The organism is Burkholderia sp. Ax-1719, from assembly GCF_011753055.1.
Taxonomy (GTDB): Bacteria; Pseudomonadota; Gammaproteobacteria; order Burkholderiales; family Burkholderiaceae; genus Paraburkholderia.
In genome coordinates this window covers 43701-64926 of the sequence record NZ_VWWJ01000021.1, presented here as the reverse complement: position 1 = coordinate 64926, position 21226 = coordinate 43701, and the positions used below count along the sequence as shown (strand labels likewise).

Sequence of the window (21226 nt, the reverse complement as noted above, 5' to 3'; positions counted from 1 at the left end):
AGTTGCGCAGTGACTGCTTCTCTTAGCGGCAACGGCAAGGCGGCCTCGCCTGCTGAATCGCGCCGCGCGTCGCCCATGGCGGCGCTTGCAGACCGCTGGATTCCGAAGCTGGTGCTTTCGCCCAGTATTCTGATCAGCCTTGTGTTCGTCTACGGCTTCATCGCCATCACCGGCTATATCTCGCTGTCCAATTCGCGATTGATGCCGCGCTACGATTTTGCAGGCTTCGACCGCTACAGCGAGCTGTTCTCGAACGACGTCTGGTGGACGTCGGCGCAGAACCTCGGCTGGTTCGGCATTCCGTTTATCGTCATCTGCGTGTTTCTCGGCCTGTTCCTCGCGATCCTGCTCGACCAGCAGATTCGTCAGGAGGGCGCGCTGCGCGCGGTGTTCCTCTACCCGATGGCGCTCTCGTACATCGTGACGGGTACGGCCTGGCAGTGGATTTTCAATCCCGATCTGGGCATCCAGCAGGTGTTGCACGACTGGGGCTGGACCAGCTTCCAGCTGGGCTGGCTCAACGACCCGGACAAGGCGATCTTCTGTATCGTCGTGGCGGCGGCGTGGCAGTCCACGGGCTTTTGCATGGCGCTGTTCCTCGCGGGCCTGCGCGGCGTGGATAGCGAAATCTTCAAGGCTGCCCAGGTGGACGGCGCGACGCTGCCCACGATCTACCGCAAGATCGTGATTCCGAGCATGCGTCCGGTGTTTTTCTCGGTGCTGCTGATCCTGTGCCACATCACGATCAAGACCTTCGACCTGGTGGTGGCGCTCACCGCTGGCGGCCCGGGTACGTCGTCCTCGCTGCCGGCCATCTTCATGTACACGTTCTCGTTCAACCGCGGGCAACTCGGCGTCGGCGCAGCTTCGTCGATGATGATGCTCGCCACCGTCGTGGCCGTACTCGTGCCGCTCATGTATCTGGAATCGAGGAGCACGCGCAATGCAGCCTAAGATGAATGTGAGCCGCGTGTTCATCTACGCGGTGCTGATCCTGTTCGCGCTGTACTTCCTGTTCCCGCTCTACGTGATGCTGTCGACGTCGTTCAAGACGCTCGACGAGCTGCACACGGGCAACATGCTCACGCTGCCTGCGCACCCGAGCTTCGCGCCGTGGGTGAAGGCATGGGCCGAGGCCTGTACCGGCGTGCGTTGTGACGGTATGCAGCCGTTCTTCATGAACTCGGTGAAGATGGTGATTCCGGCTGTGCTGATCTCGTCGATCATCGGCGCGTTCAACGGCTATGTGCTCACGCACTGGCGCTTCCGCGGCGCGGATGCGCTCTTCACGATGCTGCTGGTGGGCTGCTTCATCCCGTTCCAGGCGATCCTGCTGCCGATGGCGCGTCTCGAAGGCTTCCTCGGCCTGTCGAACACGATTGGCGGTCTGGTGGTGGTACACGTGGTCTACGGTATTGCGTTCACGACGATGTTCTTCCGCAACTTCTACGTGAGCGTGCCGGCTGAACTCGTGAAGGCTGCGCGCATCGACGGCGCCGGTTTCTTCATGATCTTCACGCGCATCATGCTACCGATCTCGCTGCCCATCTTCATGGTGTGCCTGATCTGGCAATTCACGCAGATCTGGAATGACTTCCTGTTCGGTATCGTGTTCTCGGGCGTCGATTCGATGCCGATCACGGTGGCGCTGAACAATCTCGTGAACACGTCCACGGGCGTGAAGGAATACAACGTCGACATGGCCGGCGCGATTATCGCCGCGCTGCCCACGCTGCTCGTCTACGTGATCGCCGGCCGCTACTTCGTGCGCGGCCTCACGGCGGGCGCGGTGAAGGGCTAAGAAGCTCTAATCGATTAAAAGGATTCATAGCATGGCAAGCCTTTCCATTCGCGACGTCTACAAGACCTACCCGAACGGGGTGCCCGTCCTCAAGGGCGTGAACATCGACATCGAAGACGGCCAGTTCCTGATTCTGGTCGGCGGCTCGGGCTGCGGGAAGTCGACGCTGCTCAACATGATCGCGGGTCTCGAAACCGTGACCAAGGGCGAGATCATGATGGACGGCAAGGTGGTGAATAACCTCTCGCCGAAAGATCGCGATATCGCGATGGTGTTCCAGTCGTACGCGCTCTATCCGTCGATGACGGTGCGCGAGAACATCTCGTTCGGCCTGAACATCCGCAAGGTGCCGAAGGCCGAACAGACGCAGATCGTCGACCGTGTCTCCAGCATGCTGCAGATCCAGCATCTGCTCGACCGCAAGCCGGGCCAGCTGTCGGGCGGCCAGCGTCAGCGCGTCGCCATGGGCCGCGCGCTGGCGCGCGATCCGATCATGTTCCTGTTCGACGAACCGCTCTCGAACCTCGACGCCAAGCTGCGCATCGAGATGCGTTCGGAAATCAAGCTGCTGCATCAGCGCGTGGGCAAGACCATTGTCTACGTGACGCACGACCAGATCGAGGCCATGACGCTCGGCGACCGCATCGCGGTGATGAAGGACGGTATCGTGCAGCAGTTCGGCGCACCGCAGGACATCTACGATTCGCCGTCGAACCTGTTCGTGGCGGGCTTTATCGGCGCGCCGCCGATGAACTTCATCAACGGCAAACTGGTGGAGCAGGGCTCGGGTGTGGGTATCGAACTGGATACGGGCGTGGCGCGCAACGTGCTGAACCTGCCGTTCGAGGCGAACAAGCTGCGCAGCCATATCGGCCAGGAAGTGGTGCTGGGCCTGCGCCCGGAACGCATCACCGACGCGCGCAGCTCGCACGACGGTCACGGCCACGAACTGCAACGTCACACCGTGAAGGTCGATGTGATCGAGCCGACCGGTCCGGACACGCTGGTGTTCGCACAGGTCAACGGCAAGCGCGTGGTGAGCCGCGTGCACCCGGGCGCGAATCCGCAGCCGCTCAACAGCATGGAACTGCTGTTCGACGTCTCGAAGGCCGTGCTGTTCGATCCGAAGACGGAAGAGCGGATCGCTTAACGATCGCGCTTCGCGGTAAAAGAAAAACCCGTTCGCGGCGCTCGCCGGAACGGGTTTTTTATTTCGCGGGTGGGCGTTTCACAGCGGCGCGTGCTGACCGTGCCCATGCGAATGCGGTTGCAGCAGCACGAGCACCGCGCCCGCGCCGCCGTCATGCGGCCGCGCCTGGCAGAACGCGATCACTTCTTCCTTCTGCACCAGCCACGCGCGCACCTTGCCCTTGAGCACGGGTTCCTTGCCGACCGACCCCAGTCCCTTGCCGTGAATCACACGCACGCAGCGCAGCCCGCGCTTGCCGGCTTCGCGGATAAAGGTCTGTAAGGCTTCGCGCGCTTCTTCGCGGCGCATGCCGTGCAGGTCGAGTTGCGCCTGCACGATCCACGTGCCGCGCCGCAGCTTCTTGACCACTTCCTCGCTGATGCCGGGACGATGGTAGTAGAGCGAATCGTCGGTATCGAGCAGCGCTTCGGGGTCGAATTCGTCAGAGATGGCTTCGTGCAGGACGGCCTGCTCGTCGAGCTGGGTCTGCAGCGGCAGCGGCGCGGGCGATGCGCGGCGCGGTTGCGCGCGCGGCGGCGCCACAAGCGGCGCAACCTGGCCGATCTCGCGGCGGAACAGATCGCTGTCGGCGGCGGCTTCCACACGTTTGGCCTGGGCCGCGACTTTTTCGCGCTCGCGTTGGCGGGTCTGGGTCTTAAGCGCATCGCGCAGGCTGCCGAGGCCGGAGAAGCCACTCGCAGCCTTGCCGGGTTCCAGCGCCGGAGCGGGCGCAGTGACGGGAGCCGGGGCGGGACGCGCGGTGGCGGGGCGCTTGGGTTCGCCCGGATGGGGGACGTTCTTGGGCATGAGAGTCGATCTTGAAGCAGAAAGTAGTGCGCGCGACGCCAATGAAAAGGGCCGCCGGCTGGCTGGCCGCGGCCCTCTTGCGATGCGCCGCTGAGCTTGACGAAGCTCCAGCGCGCTATTTTACCGGCTGTACGGCAAGTGCTTAGCGATCGGCTTCGGCGCTCATCACGTGCGCCTGGCCGAGTTCATCCACGGTTTCCAGGTAGCGCTGCGCGTCGAGCGCGGCCATGCAGCCCGTGCCGGCGCTGGTGATCGCCTGGCGATAGACGTGATCCTGCACGTCGCCTGCCGCGAACACGCCCGCGATGCTCGTGCCGGTGGCGTTGCCGTTCAGGCCGCCGTTGGTGATGATGTAGCCGTTCTTCATCTCCAGCTGGCCTTCGAAGATGTCGGTGTTCGGCTTGTGGCCGATCGCGACGAACACGCCTTGCAGATCGAGATCGGTGGTTTCGCCGGTCTTGGTGTTCTTGATGCGCAGGCCGTTCACGCCGCCTTCGTTGCCCTTCACTTCGTCGAGCACGTGATCCCACTTGATCTCGACCACGCCTTCCTTTTCCTTCGCCAGCAGGCGGTCGATCAGGATCGGCTCGGCGCGGAACTTGTCGCGGCGGTGGATCACCGTGACCTTCTTCGCGATGCCCGCCAGGTACAGCGCTTCTTCCACGGCCGTATTGCCGCCGCCGATCACGGCGACGTGCTGGTTGCGGTAGAAGAAGCCGTCGCAGGTTGCGCAGGCCGACACGCCGCGGCCCATGAACAGCTCTTCGCTGGGCAGGCCGAGGTATTGCGCCGATGCGCCCGTCGCGATAATCAGCGAGTCGCAGGTGTACTCGGCCGAATCGCCGATCAGGCGGATCGGCTTTTCATCGAGCTTGGCCGTGTGGATGTGATCGAACACGATTTCCGTGTTGAAGCGCTCCGCGTGTTCGAGGAAACGCTGCATCAGTTCCGGGCCCTGCACGCCGTTCGGGTCGGCGGGCCAGTTTTCCACGTCGGTGGTGGTCATCAGCTGGCCGCCCTGGGCCAGACCCGTGACGAGCAGCGGCGACAGGTTCGCGCGCGCCGCATAAACGGCTGCCGTGTAGCCGGCGGGGCCGGAACCGAGAATCAGGACTTTGGCGTGTTTGGTTGCGGACATGGTCGAATTCCGTAGAAGGCGCTGCGCGGCGGGTAGCCGGCGCGGCTGCCGGGTTCGCATGGGGGCCGTACGGCGATGCGGCGGCGCTCATGCAGGTAGTTGGGTATCAGCCCGTAATTATAAAGGCCGGGGCAAACCGATGCGTCATGAGGGTTTCTGATCGCGCTGATAGCCTCGCGGGCATCAGAGAAGGGCCTTGAGGGTTCAGTCCTACGCCGTTGTCAGTTACCGTCATTTACAGCCTGGGGCAGCCGGGGCCGAAACAACGCGTTTACAATAGGCCGGATCGGACGGCCGCCGCGCCCGTCTGCCGGGGCGTCCGGCAGCGCGCCCGCGCCGCGCATGCATTAAGAATCACCGGGATTCAATGGCCAAAGCTCCCTTTTCCGCGCAGGCGCAGGCATTGCCTCACCGCATGTCGCGTCTTTTCACCGAAATCCGCTGGATCCTGCAGGTCGCGCTAGGCGTGTTCCTGCTGATGGCGCTCATCAGCTACAGCCGGCGCGACCCCAGCTGGACCCATGCCGCCCAGGTCGACCACATCTCGAACTGGGCCGGGCGCGTGGGCGCCTGGACGTCGGACATCCTGCTGCTGCTGTTCGGGCTGTCGGCCTACTGGTGGGTCGTCATACTCGCGCGGCATATCTCGAAGAACTATCGGCGCATCACCCGGCACGAGTCGCTGGACGATGACGACGAGGACAAGCCGCGCGACCATAGCTGGATCGCCGAAGCCTTCGCCTTCGTGCTGGTGCTGCTCGCCTGCGACGGCATCGAGGCGCTGCGCATGTGGTCGCTCAAGGTGCAATTGCCGCGCGCGCCGGGCGGCGTGGTGGGGGAGGCCGTCGCGCGCGGCGTCTCGCACGCGCTCGGCTTTACGGGCGGCACGCTCGCGCTGCTGCTGGCGCTCGGTATCGGCCTGTCGCTGTATTTCCGTTTTTCCTGGCTTTCCGTGTCCGAGAAAGTGGGCGAATCGATCATCAATGCCGTGACGATGGCGCGTCTGCGCCGCGAGGAACGCAGCGACCGCAAGCTCGGCGAAGCCGCCGCGGTTAAGCGCGAAGGCAAGGTTGAGCGCGGCCGCGTGAAGATCGAGGAGCACGAGCCGGTTACGATCGTGCCGCCGGTGGTTACGCCGCAGCGCTCGGAGCGCGTGGAGAAGGAGCGCCAGGTGCCGCTCTTCACCGACCTGCCCGGCGACTCCACCTTGCCCGCGATCTCGCTGCTCGATCCCGCGCCCGCGAGCCAGGAAACGATCTCCGACGACACGCTGGAATTCACCTCGCGTCTCATCGAGAAAAAGCTCAAGGACTTTGGCGTCGATGTGGCCGTGGTGGCTGCTTATCCCGGCCCGGTCGTGACGCGCTATGAAATCGAGCCCGCCACCGGCGTAAAGGGCAGCCAGATCGTCAATCTGGCCAAGGATCTGGCGCGTTCGCTCTCGCTGGTGTCGATCCGCGTGGTGGAAACGATTCCGGGCAAGAACTGCATGGCGCTGGAGTTGCCGAACCAGCGCCGCCAGACCGTGCGGCTGTCGGAAATCCTTGGCTCGGCGGTTTATGCCGATGCGGCTTCGGCGCTCACCATGGGTCTGGGCAAGGACATCGGCGGCAAGCCGGTGTGCGCCGATCTCGGCAAGATGCCTCACCTGCTGGTGGCCGGTACGACCGGTTCGGGCAAGTCGGTGGGCATCAACGCGATGATTCTCTCGCTGCTCTACAAGGCGAGCGCCGAGCAGGTCCGCATGATCCTGATCGACCCGAAGATGCTCGAAATGAGCGTCTACGAAGGCATTCCCCATCTGCTCTGTCCAGTCGTGACCGACATGCGCCAGGCCGGCAACGCGCTGAACTGGACCGTCGCCGAAATGGAGCGCCGCTACAAGCTCATGAGCAAGCTGGGCGTGCGCAATCTGGCGGGCTACAACAACAAGATCGAAGAGGCGAACAAGCGCGAGGAAAAGATCCCGAATCCGTTCAGCCTCACGCCGGACGATCCGGAACCGTGCCAGAAGCTGCCGCATATCGTGGTGGTGATCGACGAACTCGCCGATCTGATGATGGTGGTCGGCAAGAAGGTGGAAGAGCTGATCGCGCGTATCGCGCAGAAGGCGCGCGCGGCCGGCATCCACCTGATCCTGGCGACGCAGCGCCCGTCGGTGGACGTGATTACCGGTCTTATCAAGGCCAACGTGCCCACGCGCATGGCGTTCCAGGTGTCGTCGAAGATCGACTCGCGCACGATTCTCGACCAGATGGGCGCGGAATCGCTGCTCGGCATGGGCGACATGCTCTATCTGCCGCCGGGCAGCGGCATGCCGGTGCGCGTGCACGGCGCGTTCGTCAGCGACGAGGAAGTGCATCGCGTGGTGGACAAGCTCAAGGAGCAGGGCGAGCCGAACTACGTCGAAGGCATTCTCGAAGGCGGCGTGACGGGCGAGGGCGACGAGGGCACGGCAAGTGCTTCCGGTACGGGCGACGAGTCCGATCCGCTCTACGATCAGGCCGTCGAAGTGGTCATCAAGAACAAGCGCGCGTCGATCTCGCTCGTGCAGCGGCATCTGCGCATCGGGTATAACCGTGCTGCGCGGCTGCTCGAACAGATGGAGCAGTCGGGACTGGTTTCGGCGATGTCGTCGAGCGGCAACCGCGAAATCCTCGCGCCCACGCGCGACGCGGATTGAGTCCGCAATCAACGCTGAATTTGCTTTTTGGAGAACGCTACATGCAGGTTTTTGCAGGACATTCGAATCGTTTGAAACCCGCTGCATTCGTGCGCTCCCTCGTTGTCGCGCTGGGCGCGACGCTCGCGATGGCGGGCCACGCTTACGCCAGCGGCAGCGACCAGCTCAAGCAGTTCGTCACGCAGGTACACGCCGCGCGCGGCAGCTTCGTGCAGCGCGAACTCAAGGTGCCCTCGAACGCGCAGAACGCCAGCGACGCCATCGCCACGGCCACGCTCAACTCGAAGGTGTCGAGCGGCACCTTCGTGTTTTCGCGCCCGGGCAAGTTCGTCTGGTCGTATGAAAAGCCGTACCAGCAACTGCTGCAATCGGACGGCGACAACCTCTACGTCTACGACAAGGACCTGAACCAGGTCACCGAGCGCAAGCTGGGCGGCGCACTGGGCGCAAGCCCGGCGGCGATCCTGTTCGGCAGCAACGATCTGGACAAGAACTTCACGCTCTCGGACGCGGGCGTGAAGAACGGCATCGACTGGCTGCAACTGGTTCCGAAGTCGAAGGATACGCAGTTCAAGAGCGTGGGCATCGGCTTCAAGGACGGCAATCTGGAAGCGATGGAACTGCATGACGTGTTCGGCAACGTCACGCTGCTGACTTTCTCGAACATCGAGAAAAACCCGTCGCTGCCGGCGTCGACGTTCAAGTTCGTGCGGCCCAAGGGCGCGGATCTGATCACGGGCGGCGCGAACTGATTCGCGTCCTGGCCTGATGCTCTGAAGCGAAAAGGGGCGGCTCACATCGAGCCGCCCCTTTTGTTTTTCATCGACCAGTCTTAAGCCGAAAAACGGATCATGCCGTCCTCGCCCGTATGGCGCGTGAGCTTGCCGTCGAGCCAGAGCAGATGCAGATGCGCCAGCGCCTCGCCCATCGCGAAGGTCAGCTGGTGCATGTCGAGCTTGCGCTTGAACATGAGCGGCACGATGTCGGCGGCGCATTGCGGCTTGCTCGCGCAGGCTTCCAGCACTTCGGCCAGACGCGCGTCGTGGTGTTCGCGTAACTGCGCGATGCGCGTGCGCACGCCGCGAAACGGCTTGCCGTGCGACGGCAGCACGAGCGTGTCTTCGGCCATCGTCTCGTAGCGGCCGAGCGATTCGAGGTAAAGGCCGAGCGGATTGCCTTCCGGCTCCATGTCGAACACCGACACATTGGTCGAAATGCGCGGCAGCACCATATCGCCGGAAATCAGCACGCCGGTTTCCTCGCACAGCAGCGCGCAATGTTCGGGCGAATGGCCGTAGCCCGTGACGACGCGCCAGTCGCGCCCGCCGATCTTCACCGTATCGGCTTCGCGCAGGCGGCGGTATTGCGGCGGCAGCGCGGGCACGAGATTCGAGTAGTAATTGCGGCGCGTGCGCAACTGGTCGAGCGAGGCTTCATCGGTCACGCCGTGGCGCGCGAAATGACGCGCCGCGCCTTCGCCGCCCGCGTTCGAGCCATTGCCGCCGGACAGCACGCAGGCGCTCATGTATTCGCCGAGCGTGGTCCACAGGCGCACGTCCCAGCGCTTTTTGTCGCCGCCCGCGCAGATCCAGTGCGCGAGGCCAATATGGTCCGGATGGCAGTGCGTGACCAGCACGCGCAGCACCGGCAGGCCTTCGAGCTGGCTGTCGAACACCCGTTCCCAGTGCGCCTTGACGCTGTCGTCGGTGATGCCGCAGTCCACCACGGTCCAGCCCTGCTGGCCGTCGATCTCGTCGCGCAGCAGCCAGAGATTGATGTGGTCGAGCACGAAGGGCAGCGGCATGCGCAGCCATTTCACGCCGGGCGCGACATCGAAGGCGATGCCCGCTTCGGGCAGGGTATCGGCGAAAGGGTAGTCCAGCTGATGTTCGAGGGCGTTCATCGTGGGTCGTGTCTCGTGTCGTTATCGAATCGTTGTCGAATCGTCTTCGTCTGTCAGCATTGTCGCCGCATTGCGTCATTTCTGCTGGCGATTCGAACGATCGTTCCGTTATGCGGAACAACGCCGGGAGGTTGCGCAAGCCAGAAGTTGACGATAACGTAAACGTCGATCCCAACGATAGCCATGCCGCCCGGCCGCATCCGGCTCAAGGCGAAGCGCCCCGACATGAACCAGTACACGATTACCGAGCTTGCCCGTGAATTCGACGTGACGCCGCGCGCGATCCGTTTCTACGAAGATCAGGGCCTGCTTGCGCCAAGCCGCGAGGGCGCGGGCGGCCTCAAGCGCGTATTTTCGGGGCGCGACCGCACCCGGTTGCGGCTCACGCTGCGCGGCAAGCGCCTCGGCTTCACGCTCAATGAGATTCGTGCGCTGCTCGATCTCTACGAATCGCCGACGGACACGCTGCCGCAGTTGCAGGCGTTTCTCGATACCGTCGTGCGACACCGCGAAATCCTGGAGCGCCAGCGCGACGACCTCGACGCCACGCTCGAAGACCTCGCCCAGTACGAAGCACAGGCGCGCGCGCTGCTGGAAAAGAACACCGCGGGCGACGTTCGGCAGCCAGCCTCAGAAGCGAAATAAGCGAATCAGGCCGCCAGGACCGCGCCATGAGACATTTTCCGAAACTGCTTTCCTCGCAGATCGGCTTCGATGTGGCGCAGACCATACTCGACGGTTTCAACCGGCACTATCAGAGTTTTTGTGCGGTGGCGGTGCAGGCGAGGGCGGCCTTCGAAGCCGCCGACTGGCGCGCCATGCAGCAACTCGCGCGCGAGCGCATCGTGTCCTATGACGAGCGGGTACGCGAATGCGTGCGCGCGCTCGAAGACGAATACGACGCCGAAACCATCGACGATGACGTGTGGGAGCAGATCAAGCTGCATTACATCGGCTTGCTGACGACGCACCGGCAGCCCGAATGCGCCGAGACGTTTTTTAATTCGGTGTGCTGCAAGATTCTGCATCGTTCGTACTTCAATAACGATTTCATTTTCATGCGGCCCGCGATCTCGACCGAATATATCGAGAACGACGAGCCCGCCGCGCGTCCGACCTATCGCGCTTACTATCCGGCCAGAGACGGTCTGGCCGCCACGCTCGCGCGCATTGTCACGAACTTCCAGCTGGAAACGCCGTTCGAGGATCTGCAACGCGATGTTGGCTGCCTGATGCAGAGCATGCTGGACACCTTCGGCGTGGTCGAGCCGAAAACGAATTTCCAGATTCACACGCTCGCTTCGCTGTTCTTTCGCAACCAGTCGGCGTATATCGTCGGGCGCATCATTAACGGCGATATCGTCGTGCCGTTCGTCGTGCCGATCCGGCATGTCGAAGACGGTGAAAGCAGCGGCAAGCTTGCGCTCGATACGGTGCTGCTGCGCACCGATCCCGTGCTGATCATGTTCAGCTTCGCGCACTCGTATTGCTTCGTGGATATGGAAGTGCCGTCCGCGTACGTGGAGTTTCTGCGCAGCATCATGCCGCGCAAGGCGAAGGGCGAAATCTACACCTCGCTCGGCCTGCAGAAGCAGGGCAAGAATCTGTTTTATCGCGACCTGCTGCACCACCTCTCTCATTCGAGCGACCTTTTTAGCGCCGCGCCCGGCATTCGCGGCATGGTGATGATCGTGTTCACGCTGCCGTCGTTTCCCTATGTGTTCAAGGTCATCAAGGACCGCTTTCCCGCGCCAAAGGAAACCACGCGCGAGCAGGTGGTGGCGAAGTATCAGCTGGTGAAGCGGCACGACCGGCTCGGGCGTCTGGCCGATACGCTCGAATATTCGAGCGTTGCCTTGCCGATCGCGCGGCTGGACGAGGCGCTCGTGAAGGAACTGGAAACGCTCGCGCCTTCGATGATCGAGTACGAGGGCGACAAGCTGGTGATCCGTCATCTCTACATCGAGCGCCGCATGGTGCCGCTCAACATGTGGCTGCAGCACGGCAGCGACGAAGACGTGGAGCACGGTATCCGCGAATACGGCAACGCGGTGAAGGATCTGATGCGCGCGAATATCTTTCCCGGCGACATGCTCTACAAGAATTTCGGCGTGACGCGCCATGGGCGCGTGGTGTTCTACGACTACGACGAAATCGAATATCTCACCGATTGCAACGTGCGCGCCGTGCCCGCGCCACGTCATGAGGATGACGAACTATCGGACGAGCCGTGGTACGCGGTTGGGCCGCGCGATATTTTCCCTGAAACGTACGGCGCGTTTTTGCTCGGCGATCCGCGCGTGAAGCGGGCGTTTCTCGCGCACCACGCCGACTTCTTCGAACCTGCGCTCTGGCAGGACAGCAAAACGCGGCTGCTGGCGGGCGAGGTGCCCGACTGCCTGCCGTATGACGAAACGGAGCGCTTTCGCGCGCGTTATCCGGAGCGCTTTGCAGCCAATCTTCGCAGCGAATCATCGAACCTATGAACAAGGAGGATGGACATGAGTGAGACACAGAACACCGCGCAAAACCAGCAGCAGGACGCCATCGTGATCGTCGCCGTGGCGCGCACGCCGATGGCCGGTTTCCAGGGCGAATTCGCCGCGCTGACGGCGCCGCAACTGGGCGCGACGGCGATCGCCGCCGCCGTCGAGCGCGCGGGCCTCAAGCCCGAACAGATCGACGAAGTGGTGATGGGCTGCGTGCTGCCCGCGGGTCAGGGCCAGGCGCCCGCGCGTCAGGCGGCGCTCGGCGCAGGGCTGCCGCTGGCGGCCGGTGCGACTACGGTGAACAAGATGTGCGGTTCAGGTATGCGCGCGGCGATGTTCGCGCACGACATGCTGCTGGCCGGTTCCGCTGACGTGATCGTCGCGGGCGGCATGGAAAGCATGTCGAATGCGCCGTACCTGCTGCCGAAGGCGCGCGCGGGCATGCGCATGGGGCACGGCCAGGTGCTCGACCATATGTTCCTCGACGGTCTCGAAGACGCCTACGACAAGGGCCGCCTCATGGGCACCTTTGCGGAGGAGTGCGCGGGCGAATACGACTTCTCGCGCGAGCGCCAGGACGCCTTCGCCATCGAATCGCTCAAGCGCGCGAAACGCGCCAACGAAGACGGCTCGTTCGCATGGGAAATCGCGCCCGTAAAAGTGGCCTCGCGCAGCGGCGAAACCACGGTCGAGCGCGACGAACAGCCCTTCAAGGCCAACCTCGACAAGATTCCCACGCTCAAGCCTGCGTTCAGCAAGACGGGCACGGTGACGGCCGCGAACGCCTCGTCGATTTCGGATGGCGCGGCGGCGCTCGTGATGATGCGCGAATCGACGGCGAAGCGTCTGGGCGTGCAGCCCATCGCGCGCGTCACGGGACACACGACCTTCGCGCAGGCGCCCGCGAAGTTCACGACCGCGCCGGTGGGCGCCATCGCGAAGCTGTTCGAGAAGACCGGCTGGAAGGCCGAGGACGTCGATCTCTACGAAATCAACGAAGCCTTCGCCGTGGTCACGATGGCGGCGATGAAAGAGCACAACCTCCCGCATGACAAGGTCAACGTGAATGGCGGAGCGTGCGCGCTGGGGCATCCGATTGGCGCGTCGGGCGCGCGCATTCTCGTCACGCTGATCGGTGCGTTGCGTGCGCGAGGCGGCAAGCGAGGCGTGGCGAGCCTGTGCATCGGCGGCGGCGAGGCCACGGCAATGGGCGTCGAACTCATGTAGGCTCTTGCATGACGTGCGCCGCAGGGAGGCGGCGCGCGGCAAGACCCCGCACGCGGGGCTGGGTAAAGACCGCGGCATACAAGACAGGTGCAACATGAAGACAGCGTTGATCGTGGGAGCCTCGCGCGGCCTCGGACTTGAGTTCGCGCGCCAGTATGTGAAGGCCGGCTGGCGCGTGCTGGCCACGGCCCGTTCCGAAGCATCGCTTGGCGAATTGCGCGCGCTCGGTGCGCAGACGTATGAGCTGGATATTGCGAATCCCGAAGACATCGCCGCGCTGGGCTGGAAGCTCGACGGCGAGCGTCTGGATGTGGCGCTGATCGTCTCGGGCGTGTACGGCCCGCGTACCGAGGGCGTCGAAGCCATCACCGCCGAAGACTTCGAATACGTGATGAACACCAACGTGCGCGGCCCGATGCAGCTCATTCCGATCCTGCTGCCGCTCGTCGATGCGGCGCACGGCGTGCTCGCGGTGCTGTCGAGCCGCATGGGCAGCATCACGCAGACCACGGGTACGACTGGCTGGCTGTATCGCGCGAGCAAGGCGGCGGTCAACGACGTGCTCAAGATCACCTCGCTGCAGACGCGTCGCGCGACCTGCATTGCGCTGCATCCGGGCTGGGTGCGCACCGATATGGGCGGCGCACACGCGGCCATCGACGCCAGCGCGAGTGTGGCCGGCATGCGCGAAGTGATCGCGGAAGCGGCCGCCGCGCGCGAAGTCTTCAACGGACGCTTCTTCCAGTACGACGGCACCGAACTCGACTGGTAAGCTCCGCAGGTCTGGAAACAGGGCCGCTTCGCTCGCGCGGGCGGCTTTTTATTTTTGATTTTTGTTTCGTCGAAGGAATGGCTTTTTTATGAGTGCTGGTAAGCCCGCAGCTACGCAACGTCCCGTCGAGTGTCCGTGCGGCGGCGCGACGCCAAATCAAAAATCGGGCGCGAAGGCGCCGCGTTTTACCGACTGCTGCGGCCGCTTTATCGATGGCGACGCCGTGCCCGCAACGGCGCTTGAACTGATGCGCTCGCGCTACACAGCCTATGTGCTGGGCGAGGCGCCGTATCTGCGCGCGACCTGGTCCGCCGAAACCTGTCCCGCCGATCTCGACGTCGACCCCAATGAGCCGGGCGCGCCGCGCTGGCTGGGCCTCGCCGTGAAGCGCCACGAGCAGATCGACGAAACGCATGCGATCGTCGAATTCATTGCGCGCCATAAAAGCGGCGGACGTGCGTATCGCCTGCACGAAACCAGCCGTTTCACGCGCGGCGATGACGGCCGCTGGCGCTACGTTGACGGCGATATCCTGGAAGGCTGAAGCACGCGCTTACCTGCAAAAAACGGGGATGTAGGCGGCGCGCGACAGGCCGGATCCGCCATTATTTTCCGTTTTCGTTACTCCCCATTACCTCGAAATCCGCCAATGCGCCGTGCTTAAAGGCATGCGCGCCGTTGGCATGCCTTATGCCGGGTTACCCCTGAATTGCACAACAATTATTTGTCGTGCGAGGATGCAATCACGGTGTCCGTTTCGCCATTAAGAGTTTGTTGAAAAACAATTTCGCGGCGACTTCAAAACGGATGCTGGCGGCGAGTCTGATCGATGACAGAAAGGCGCCGCTCAGGTGTTCCGATCGGTTTTACTTCCCTGCAACGGGTCATGCCACGCCAGGCTTTCGGGCCAGGCGCGCCAGTGTTCCGTTGTGTCCGTCAAGGACGGGGACAGTTGCTCGGTAGTCAGATTCACAGCAGGATTTTCGCAGGCGGGTGTAGCGCATGGCGTTCAGGAAGCTTCTTACCGGATGGGCGGTGGCCGGCACAGCATGCATGCTGTCGGTGGCGCACGCAGCCTCTCTTTCCGATCCGGCCGCTCAGGTGGCGTCGACGCAGACATCGAATACCGCCGCGCACGCCAGCGCCACGACTGGCGCGCAATCCTCATTGAGCGCTAACGCATCCGGCCCGCTCGGCAGCGCGCACGTTCCGCGCATTGCGCTCGACGACGCGTATCTGCCTGTCGTGCATTCGGGCATGAACGCCCAGATCATCCAGATTCCCGTGCCGGGCGAGTCCGACGTGACGCTCGAAACCACGGTGTACCGCCCGGACGGCCCAGGCCCGTTCCCGATGGTGGTCTTCAACCACGGCAAGATCCCCGGCGACCCGCGCATGCAGCCGCGCAGCGACCCGATGTCGTTCGCGCGCGAATTCGTGCGCCGCGGCTACGTGGTGGTCGCGCCGAACCGCCGCGGCTTCGCGGGTTCGGGCGGCACCTACGAGCAGGACGGCTGCGACGTCGCGAGCAACGGCATGGGCCAGGCCGCCGACGTCGCCACCACGGTCGATTACATGTCGAAGCAGCCGTATGTCGACGCGAACCACATCGCTGTGGCGGGCACCTCGCACGGCGGTCTCGCGACCATGGCCTACGGCACCGAAGCCGCGCACGGCGTGCGTGCGCTCATCAACTTTTCGGGCGGCTTGCGCCAGGATGCCTGCACGGGCTGGCAGGACAACCTGACCCAGGCGTTCGGCTCCTACGGCGGCAAGGCCCGCGTGGCCTCGCTCTGGCTCTACGGCGACAACGATTCGGTGTGGACGCCCGACCTCGTCACGAAGATGTTCGCCGCGTTCCGCACGGCTCAAGCTGGCGACACGCAGCCGGGCTCGGGCGCGAAGCTGGTCGATTTCGGCGCGTACAAGAACGACGCGCACCGCCTCGTGGGCGATCGCGACGGCGTGCAGGTCTGGTGGCCGACGGTCGAAGCCTTCCTCGCCAATCAGGGCATGCCGACGTCGGTGCAATACCGCGTGGAAACGCCGGCCGCGCCGCGTGCCAGCGGCTATGCGTCGATCGAATCGGTGGGCGCGGTGCCGTTCCTCGATCAGGCGGGCCGTGACGGCTATCGCAACTTCCTCAAGCAGTACCCGAGCCGCGCGTTCGCGGTGTCCGATTCGGGCGCGTGGTCGTGGGCCGAAGGCGGCGACAATCCGATGGACGTCGCCGTGGCGAACTGCCAGAAGCACAGCTCCGATCCGTGCCGCCTCTACGCAGTGAACGGCAACGTGGTGTGGGCCAACGAAAACGCCGCGACCGCGCAGAGCGATTCCCACGACGACGGCCATGCCGTGGCGGATAACGGCAGCGCTGCGCCTGGCGCGGCGGATTCGTCGCACTCGCTGGCCAGCCGCTAAGCCGCTCAGTCTCCGGTCACACCGAAAGGCGCCCAACGGCGCCTTTTTTCTTGCCTGTTCCTTTTGTCATCAAGTGATAGATCCCCAAATCAGGCGCGCGATACCCACGGCGAGATCGCCTCGCGTGCGCCTCTCCACATATTTTTTTGCATAAGCGCGCGTCACTTTGTCGTCGTCATCTACGTGCATTTCTGGACTTTGCAAACGAAGTGCGCCCAGCTGTGCCGAACCCCGCCAAACCCCGCAGCGGCGGGGCTTGAAAGCCCATTTTGGGGGTAGTGCATTGCGTGATCGAACGCGCTAAATTCGGCTGCGCTGTCGTATCGGGAGCCGTAAGTGGACTCGCAACACAAGAATTCGCAACATCAAAACTCGCAAGCCAACCTGGGCAACGATGCCTGGATCGCCCGCAGCCTGCGCGCGGTCTGGCACCCTTGCACCCAGATGAAACACCATGAGCGACTGCCGCTCGTCGCGGTCTCGCGCGGCGCGGGCCCGTGGCTCTATGACCACGAGGACCGGCGCTATCTCGACGCCATCAGTTCGTGGTGGGTGAATCTGTTCGGCCACGCCAATCCGGCCATCAACGCCGCGCTCAAGGCGCAGCTCGATACGCTTGAGCACGTCATGCTGGCGGGCTGCACGCACGAACCGGCAGTCGAACTGGCTGAACATCTGGCCGCGCTCACGGACAACGTGCTGGGCCACGCGTTCTTTGCCTCGGACGGCGCATCGGCGGTCGAAATCGCGCTGAAGATGAGCTTCCACGCGTGGCGCAATCAGGGCGCGAGCGACAAGCGCGAGTTCGTCTGCCTCGCCAACAGCTATCACGGTGAGACCATCGGCGCGCTCGGCGTGACCGATGTGAAGCTGTTCCGCGATGCCTACGATCCGCTGCTCACGCACGCGCATGTGGTGGCTTCGCCGGACGCGCGCCTGGCGCAGGAAGGCGAAAGCGCCGCCGATGTGGCGCGCCGCGCGCTCGCGGACGTGGAACGACTCTTCGCCGAACGCGAAGGCCGCATCGCCGCGCTGATCGTCGAGCCGCTGGTGCAGTGCGCCGCCGGCATGGCGATGCACGATCCCTCGTATCTGCGCGGTCTGCGCGCGCTGTGCGACCAGTACAAGGTGCACCTGATCGCCGATGAAATCGCCGTGGGCTGCGGTCGCACCGGCACCTTCTTCGCCTGCGAGCAGGCCGGCATCTGGCCCGATCTGCTGACGCTTTCGAAGGGCATCAGCGGCGGCTATCTGCCGCTCTCGATCGTGCTCTCGCGCGACGAAATCTACGCCGCGTTCTACGACGACGACACCACGCGCGGCTTCCTGCATTCGCACTCGTACACGGGCAATCCGCTCGCGTGCCGCGCGGCGTTGGCGACGCTCGACCTGTTTGCGCGCGAAGGCGTGCTGGAGTCGAACGCGCGTAAATCCGTGCAGCTGCGCGAAGCGTTCGCGCCGCTCGACGCGCATCCGCTGGTGCGCAACATGCGCCAGTGCGGCACGATCCTCGCGTTCGACGTGGCGCTCGACGATGCCGAACGCGCACGCACTTTTTCGCGCCGTTTCTTCGAAAACGCCTTGCAGCGCGAATTGCTGCTGCGCCCGATCGGCACCACGGTCTACGTCATGCCGCCCTACATTCTGGACGCCGAAACGCAGGCGCTGCTCGCGACGCGCACACGCGAGACATTCGACGCCACCGTCGCGGAGGACCTCTGATGCATTTGCTGGACACGCTCGAACAGAGCCTGAGCGAACTCGACGCGCACGGTTTGCGCCGCCGTCGCCGCACCATCGACACGCCGTGCGACGCGCATATGACGGTCGATGGACGCGAGACCATCGGTTTTGCGAGCAACGATTACCTGGGCCTCGCCAACCATCCGCAACTCATCGCGGCGCTGGCCGAAGGTGCGCAGCGCTACGGCGCGGGCAGCGGCGGCTCGCATCTGCTGGGCGGCCATTCGCGCGCGCACGAGCAGCTTGAAGACGATCTCGCTGCGTTCGCGGGCGGTTTCGTCGATGCACCGCGCGCGCTGTACTTCAGCACCGGCTATATGGCGAACCTCGCCGTGCTCACCGCGCTGGCGGGCCGCGGCACGACGATCTTTTCCGATTCGCTGAACCACGCCTCGCTGATCGACGGCGCACGGCTGTCGCGCGCCGAAATCCAGGTCTATCCGCACGCCGACATGGACGCGCTGAGCGCGATGCTCGACGCAAGCGATGCAGGCGCAAAGCTGATCGTGAGCGACACCGTCTTCAGCATGGACGGCGATGTCGCGCCGCTCGCGCGTCTGGTCGAACTGGCCGAACAACATGGCGCGTGGCTCGTCGTCGACGATGCGCACGGTCTGGGCGTGCTCGGCCCGCAAGGCCGCGGTGCGATCGCCGAAGCCGCGTTGCGCTCGCCGCATCTGGTGATGGTCGGCACGCTCGGCAAGGCGGCGGGTGTGTCGGGCGCGTTCGTCTGCGCGCACGCCACCGTGATCGAATGGCTGGTGCAGCGCGCGCGGCCGTATATCTTCACGACGGCATCGTCGCCGGCGGTGGCGCATGCGGTCAGCGCGAGCCTGCGCGTCATCGCGGGCGAAGAGGGCGACGCGCGGCGCGCGCATCTGGCGCATCTGATCGCCCGCACGCGCGCCATGCTCAAGGAAACCTGCTGGATGCCGGTCGATTCGGCGAGCGCCGTGCAGGCGCTGGTGATCGGCTCGAATGACGCCACGCTCGCGCTGCAAGCCACGCTCGAAAGCGACGGCCTGTGGGTGCCCGCGATCCGCCCGCCGACCGTGCCGGTGGGCACCTCGCGCCTGCGCATTTCGCTGTCGGCGGCGCATTCGGATGCCGATCTCGACCGTCTCAACGATTCACTGCAACGCGCCAGCCGCGCCGCACAGGAGGGCGCGTAATGTCCGTCGCCAAAGTTTCTTTTTTCGTCACCGGCACTGACACCGAAATCGGCAAGACCTTCGTGAGTGCGGCGCTGTTGCGCGGCCTCACGCACGCGGGTCTGCGCGCGGCCGCGCTCAAGCCGATCGCGGCAGGCGCGTACGAGCGCGACGGTGTCTGGCACAACGAAGACGCCGATCAACTCGACGCCGCCGCCAGCGTGCTGCTGCCGCCCGAGATGCGCACGCCGTTCCTGCTGAAGGAACCGGCCGCGCCGCATATCGCCGCTGCGCTGGAAGGCGTGACGCTCGATATGGCGCGCATCGTCGATAGCCATCGCGCTGCGTGCGAGCTTGCCGATGCGGTGGTGGTGGAGGGCGTCGGCGGTTTCCGCGTGCCGCTCACGCCGACCGAAGATACCGCCGATCTGGCGGTCGCGCTCGGTTTGCCGGTGGTGCTGGTGGTCGGCATGCGGCTGGGCTGCATCAGCCACGCGCTGCTCACCGCCGAAGCCATCGCCGCGCGCGGCCTGAAGATCGCGGGCTGGGTCGCGAATCGCATCGACCCGAACATGACCTTCCCGGAAGAAAACATCGACACCTTGCGCACGCTGCTGGGTGCGCAATCTGGTGGCCAACCCGGCGCGCCGCTGCTGGGCGTCGTGCCGCATATGCGCGGCGCGAGCGCCGACGACGCTGCCGAACACCTGAACATCGACACCTTGCTCGCGCGCCTGGCCGCAGCGGCAGGGCGTTGAAGCCAAACCACAAGTCACACGTCACGAAGGACTTCGACACCATGACGCAAACCCACATCGACATCACCTCGCTGAAGGCCACCGCGCCGAGCGCCCAAGCTGCCGCCGAAGCCGCAGCGCGCTGGAAAGTCGCCGACGTCGCCGAGCTCTACGAACTGCCGTTCAACGATCTGATGTTCCGCGCGCAGCAAGTGCATCGCGAAAACTTCGACGCCAATGCCGTGCAGCTCTCCACGCTGCTGTCGATCAAGACCGGCGGCTGCGAGGAAGATTGCGCGTACTGCCCGCAGTCGTCGCACTACGAAACCGAACTCGAAGCCGGCAAGCTGATGGCCGTCGACGCCGTGCTGGACGCCGCACGCGCGGCCAAGTCCAACGGCGCGACGCGCTTTTGCATGGGCGCGGCGTGGCGCAATCCGAAGGATCGCCACCTGGAGCCGATCAAGGACATGATTCGCGGCGTGAAGGCGATGGGTCTGGAAACCTGCGTGACGCTCGGCATGCTCGAAGATCACCAGGCGAAGGAACTCGCCGATGCGGGCCTCGACTACTACAACCACAACCTCGATACCTCGCCGGAGTACTACGGCAAGATCATCACCACGCGTACCTACGACGACCGTCTGGAGACGCTTGAGCGCGTGCGTGACGCGGGCATCAACGTGTGCTGCGGCGGCATCGTCGGCATGGGCGAGTCGCGCCGCGAGCGCGCGGGCCTGATCGCGCAGCTGGCGAACATGGAGCCGTATCCGGAATCGGTGCCCATCAACAATCTGGTGCAGGTGACGGGCACGCCGCTCGAAGGCACCGAGCCGATCGATCCGTTCGAATTCGTTCGCACGATTGCGGTTGCGCGCATCACCATGCCGAAGGCGATGGTGCGTCTCTCGGCGGGCCGCGAGCAGATGGACGACGCGCTCCAGGCGCTGTGCTTCATGGCCGGCGCGAACTCGATTTTCTACGGCGACCAACTGCTGACGACCAGCAATCCGCAAGCCGAAGCGGACCGCAAGCTGCTGCAACGTCTGGGCATCTCGGCGCAGTCTGCGCAACATCTGCCCGCTGACGATCATGGTCACGCGCATGGCCACGATCACGCGCACGGCGGCTGCGGCCACTGCGAGTAACACGCGAATCAGCCTTT

18 protein-coding genes are annotated in these 21226 nt (G+C 64.4%); 15 read left to right on the top strand and 3 right to left on the bottom strand.

The features are described from left to right. The first annotated feature begins 9 nt into the window (after positions 1–9). The 3 genes from F3J17_RS27530 to ugpC are packed head-to-tail and all read left to right on the top strand — an operon-like array spanning position 10 to position 2951. Entirely contained in the window at positions 10–954 is a 945-nt protein-coding gene (locus F3J17_RS27530) for a sugar ABC transporter permease (RefSeq protein ID WP_167066638.1), read from the top strand. Further along, a complete protein-coding gene (locus F3J17_RS27525; protein WP_205194988.1) occupies positions 944–1801 on the top strand; it encodes a carbohydrate ABC transporter permease in 858 nt (285 codons plus the stop codon). The genes F3J17_RS27530 and F3J17_RS27525 overlap by 11 nt, the downstream gene beginning before the upstream one ends. Before the next feature lie 31 nt (positions 1802–1832). After that, positions 1833–2951 (top strand): sn-glycerol-3-phosphate ABC transporter ATP-binding protein UgpC, encoded by a 1119-nt coding sequence (gene ugpC / locus F3J17_RS27520; protein WP_167066635.1) that lies wholly within the window; start codon positions 1833–1835, stop codon positions 2949–2951. 78 nt (positions 2952–3029) lie between these two features. Here ugpC and F3J17_RS27515 read toward each other — a convergent pair whose 3' ends face one another. Both F3J17_RS27515 and trxB read right to left on the bottom strand, forming a co-directional pair. Beyond that, complete coding sequence (locus tag F3J17_RS27515) at positions 3030–3797, bottom strand: Smr/MutS family protein (RefSeq protein WP_167066632.1); 768 nt, start codon at positions 3795–3797, stop codon at positions 3030–3032. A gap of 142 nt (positions 3798–3939) precedes the next feature. Further along, positions 3940–4935: a thioredoxin-disulfide reductase gene (gene trxB, locus F3J17_RS27510; RefSeq protein ID WP_167066629.1), complete on the bottom strand. Its 996-nt coding sequence runs from the start codon at positions 4933–4935 to the stop codon at positions 3940–3942. 367 nt (positions 4936–5302) lie between these two features. On the opposite strand from trxB, the gene F3J17_RS27505 reads away from it, so the two are divergent. Then, complete coding sequence (locus tag F3J17_RS27505; protein ID WP_167066626.1) at positions 5303–7618, top strand: DNA translocase FtsK; 2316 nt, start codon at positions 5303–5305, stop codon at positions 7616–7618. A gap of 71 nt (positions 7619–7689) precedes the next feature. Next, positions 7690–8370 carry an outer membrane lipoprotein chaperone LolA gene (gene lolA, locus F3J17_RS27500; protein ID WP_240161179.1) on the top strand — a complete coding sequence of 227 codons (681 nt, stop codon included), beginning with the start codon at positions 7690–7692 and terminating at the stop codon, positions 8368–8370. An 80-nt stretch (positions 8371–8450) separates the two neighbouring features. On the opposite strand, the gene F3J17_RS27495 is transcribed toward lolA, so the two are convergent. Continuing rightward, the gene (locus F3J17_RS27495) at positions 8451–9521 is read right to left on the bottom strand and encodes an MBL fold metallo-hydrolase (protein WP_167066620.1); all 1071 of its coding nucleotides are present in this window, start codon (positions 9519–9521) and stop codon (positions 8451–8453) included. Positions 9522–9746: 225 nt separating this feature from the next. Between F3J17_RS27495 and F3J17_RS27490 the strand changes: the two genes are divergently transcribed. The 10 genes from F3J17_RS27490 to bioB all read left to right on the top strand — a co-directional run bounded on the left by F3J17_RS27490 (position 9747) and on the right by bioB (position 21209). Beyond that, positions 9747–10166 carry a MerR family DNA-binding transcriptional regulator gene (locus tag F3J17_RS27490; protein WP_167066842.1) on the top strand — a complete coding sequence of 140 codons (420 nt, stop codon included), beginning with the start codon at positions 9747–9749 and terminating at the stop codon, positions 10164–10166. Between the two features lie 26 nt (positions 10167–10192). Beyond that, entirely contained in the window at positions 10193–12007 is a 1815-nt protein-coding gene (gene aceK / locus F3J17_RS27485; RefSeq protein WP_167066617.1) for a bifunctional isocitrate dehydrogenase kinase/phosphatase, read from the top strand. Positions 12008–12022: 15 nt separating this feature from the next. Beyond that, positions 12023–13237 carry an acetyl-CoA C-acetyltransferase gene (locus F3J17_RS27480; protein WP_167066614.1) on the top strand — a complete coding sequence of 405 codons (1215 nt, stop codon included), beginning with the start codon at positions 12023–12025 and terminating at the stop codon, positions 13235–13237. A gap of 94 nt (positions 13238–13331) precedes the next feature. Next, entirely contained in the window at positions 13332–14009 is a 678-nt protein-coding gene (locus F3J17_RS27475) for an SDR family oxidoreductase (RefSeq protein ID WP_167066611.1), read from the top strand. A gap of 88 nt (positions 14010–14097) precedes the next feature. Next, positions 14098–14553, top strand: a complete 456-nt coding sequence (locus F3J17_RS27470) for a YchJ family protein (RefSeq protein ID WP_167066609.1) — start codon at positions 14098–14100, stop codon at positions 14551–14553. A gap of 518 nt (positions 14554–15071) precedes the next feature. Next, a complete protein-coding gene (locus F3J17_RS27465) occupies positions 15072–16430 on the top strand; it encodes a prolyl oligopeptidase family serine peptidase (protein ID WP_345891261.1) in 1359 nt (452 codons plus the stop codon). A gap of 384 nt (positions 16431–16814) precedes the next feature. After that, a complete protein-coding gene (gene bioA, locus F3J17_RS27460; protein ID WP_205194992.1) occupies positions 16815–18152 on the top strand; it encodes an adenosylmethionine--8-amino-7-oxononanoate transaminase in 1338 nt (445 codons plus the stop codon). After that, on the top strand, positions 18152–19345 hold the full coding sequence (gene bioF, locus F3J17_RS27455) for an 8-amino-7-oxononanoate synthase (RefSeq protein ID WP_167066600.1): 1194 nt from the start codon (positions 18152–18154) through the stop codon (positions 19343–19345). The genes bioA and bioF overlap by 1 nt, the downstream gene beginning before the upstream one ends. Continuing rightward, the gene (gene bioD / locus F3J17_RS27450; protein ID WP_167066597.1) at positions 19345–20082 is read left to right on the top strand and encodes a dethiobiotin synthase; all 738 of its coding nucleotides are present in this window, start codon (positions 19345–19347) and stop codon (positions 20080–20082) included. The genes bioF and bioD overlap by 1 nt, the downstream gene beginning before the upstream one ends. Before the next feature lie 41 nt (positions 20083–20123). After that, on the top strand, positions 20124–21209 hold the full coding sequence (bioB, locus tag F3J17_RS27445; RefSeq protein ID WP_167066594.1) for a biotin synthase BioB: 1086 nt from the start codon (positions 20124–20126) through the stop codon (positions 21207–21209). Positions 21210–21226 lie beyond the last annotated feature (17 nt).

What these genes read in the sequence shown, in the direction of transcription:
- F3J17_RS27480 (WP_167066614.1), top strand. Translation starts at nt 12,023, where the DNA reads ATGAGTGAGACACAGAACACCGCGCAAAACCAGCAGCAGGACGCCATC.
- F3J17_RS27490 (WP_167066842.1), top strand. Translation starts at nt 9,747, where the DNA reads ATGAACCAGTACACGATTACCGAGCTTGCCCGTGAATTCGACGTGACG.
- F3J17_RS27475 (WP_167066611.1), top strand. Translation starts at nt 13,332, where the DNA reads ATGAAGACAGCGTTGATCGTGGGAGCCTCGCGCGGCCTCGGACTTGAG.
- trxB (WP_167066629.1), bottom strand. Translation starts at nt 4,935, where the DNA reads ATGTCCGCAACCAAACACGCCAAAGTCCTGATTCTCGGTTCCGGCCCC.
- bioD (WP_167066597.1), top strand. Translation starts at nt 19,345, where the DNA reads ATGTCCGTCGCCAAAGTTTCTTTTTTCGTCACCGGCACTGACACCGAA.
- F3J17_RS27515 (WP_167066632.1), bottom strand. Translation starts at nt 3,797, where the DNA reads ATGCCCAAGAACGTCCCCCATCCGGGCGAACCCAAGCGCCCCGCCACC.
- F3J17_RS27525 (WP_205194988.1), top strand. Translation starts at nt 944, where the DNA reads ATGCAGCCTAAGATGAATGTGAGCCGCGTGTTCATCTACGCGGTGCTG.
- bioB (WP_167066594.1), top strand. Translation starts at nt 20,124, where the DNA reads ATGACGCAAACCCACATCGACATCACCTCGCTGAAGGCCACCGCGCCG.
- F3J17_RS27470 (WP_167066609.1), top strand. Translation starts at nt 14,098, where the DNA reads ATGAGTGCTGGTAAGCCCGCAGCTACGCAACGTCCCGTCGAGTGTCCG.
- bioF (WP_167066600.1), top strand. Translation starts at nt 18,152, where the DNA reads ATGCATTTGCTGGACACGCTCGAACAGAGCCTGAGCGAACTCGACGCG.
- aceK (WP_167066617.1), top strand. Translation starts at nt 10,193, where the DNA reads ATGAGACATTTTCCGAAACTGCTTTCCTCGCAGATCGGCTTCGATGTG.
- F3J17_RS27505 (WP_167066626.1), top strand. Translation starts at nt 5,303, where the DNA reads ATGGCCAAAGCTCCCTTTTCCGCGCAGGCGCAGGCATTGCCTCACCGC.
- ugpC (WP_167066635.1), top strand. Translation starts at nt 1,833, where the DNA reads ATGGCAAGCCTTTCCATTCGCGACGTCTACAAGACCTACCCGAACGGG.
- F3J17_RS27495 (WP_167066620.1), bottom strand. Translation starts at nt 9,521, where the DNA reads ATGAACGCCCTCGAACATCAGCTGGACTACCCTTTCGCCGATACCCTG.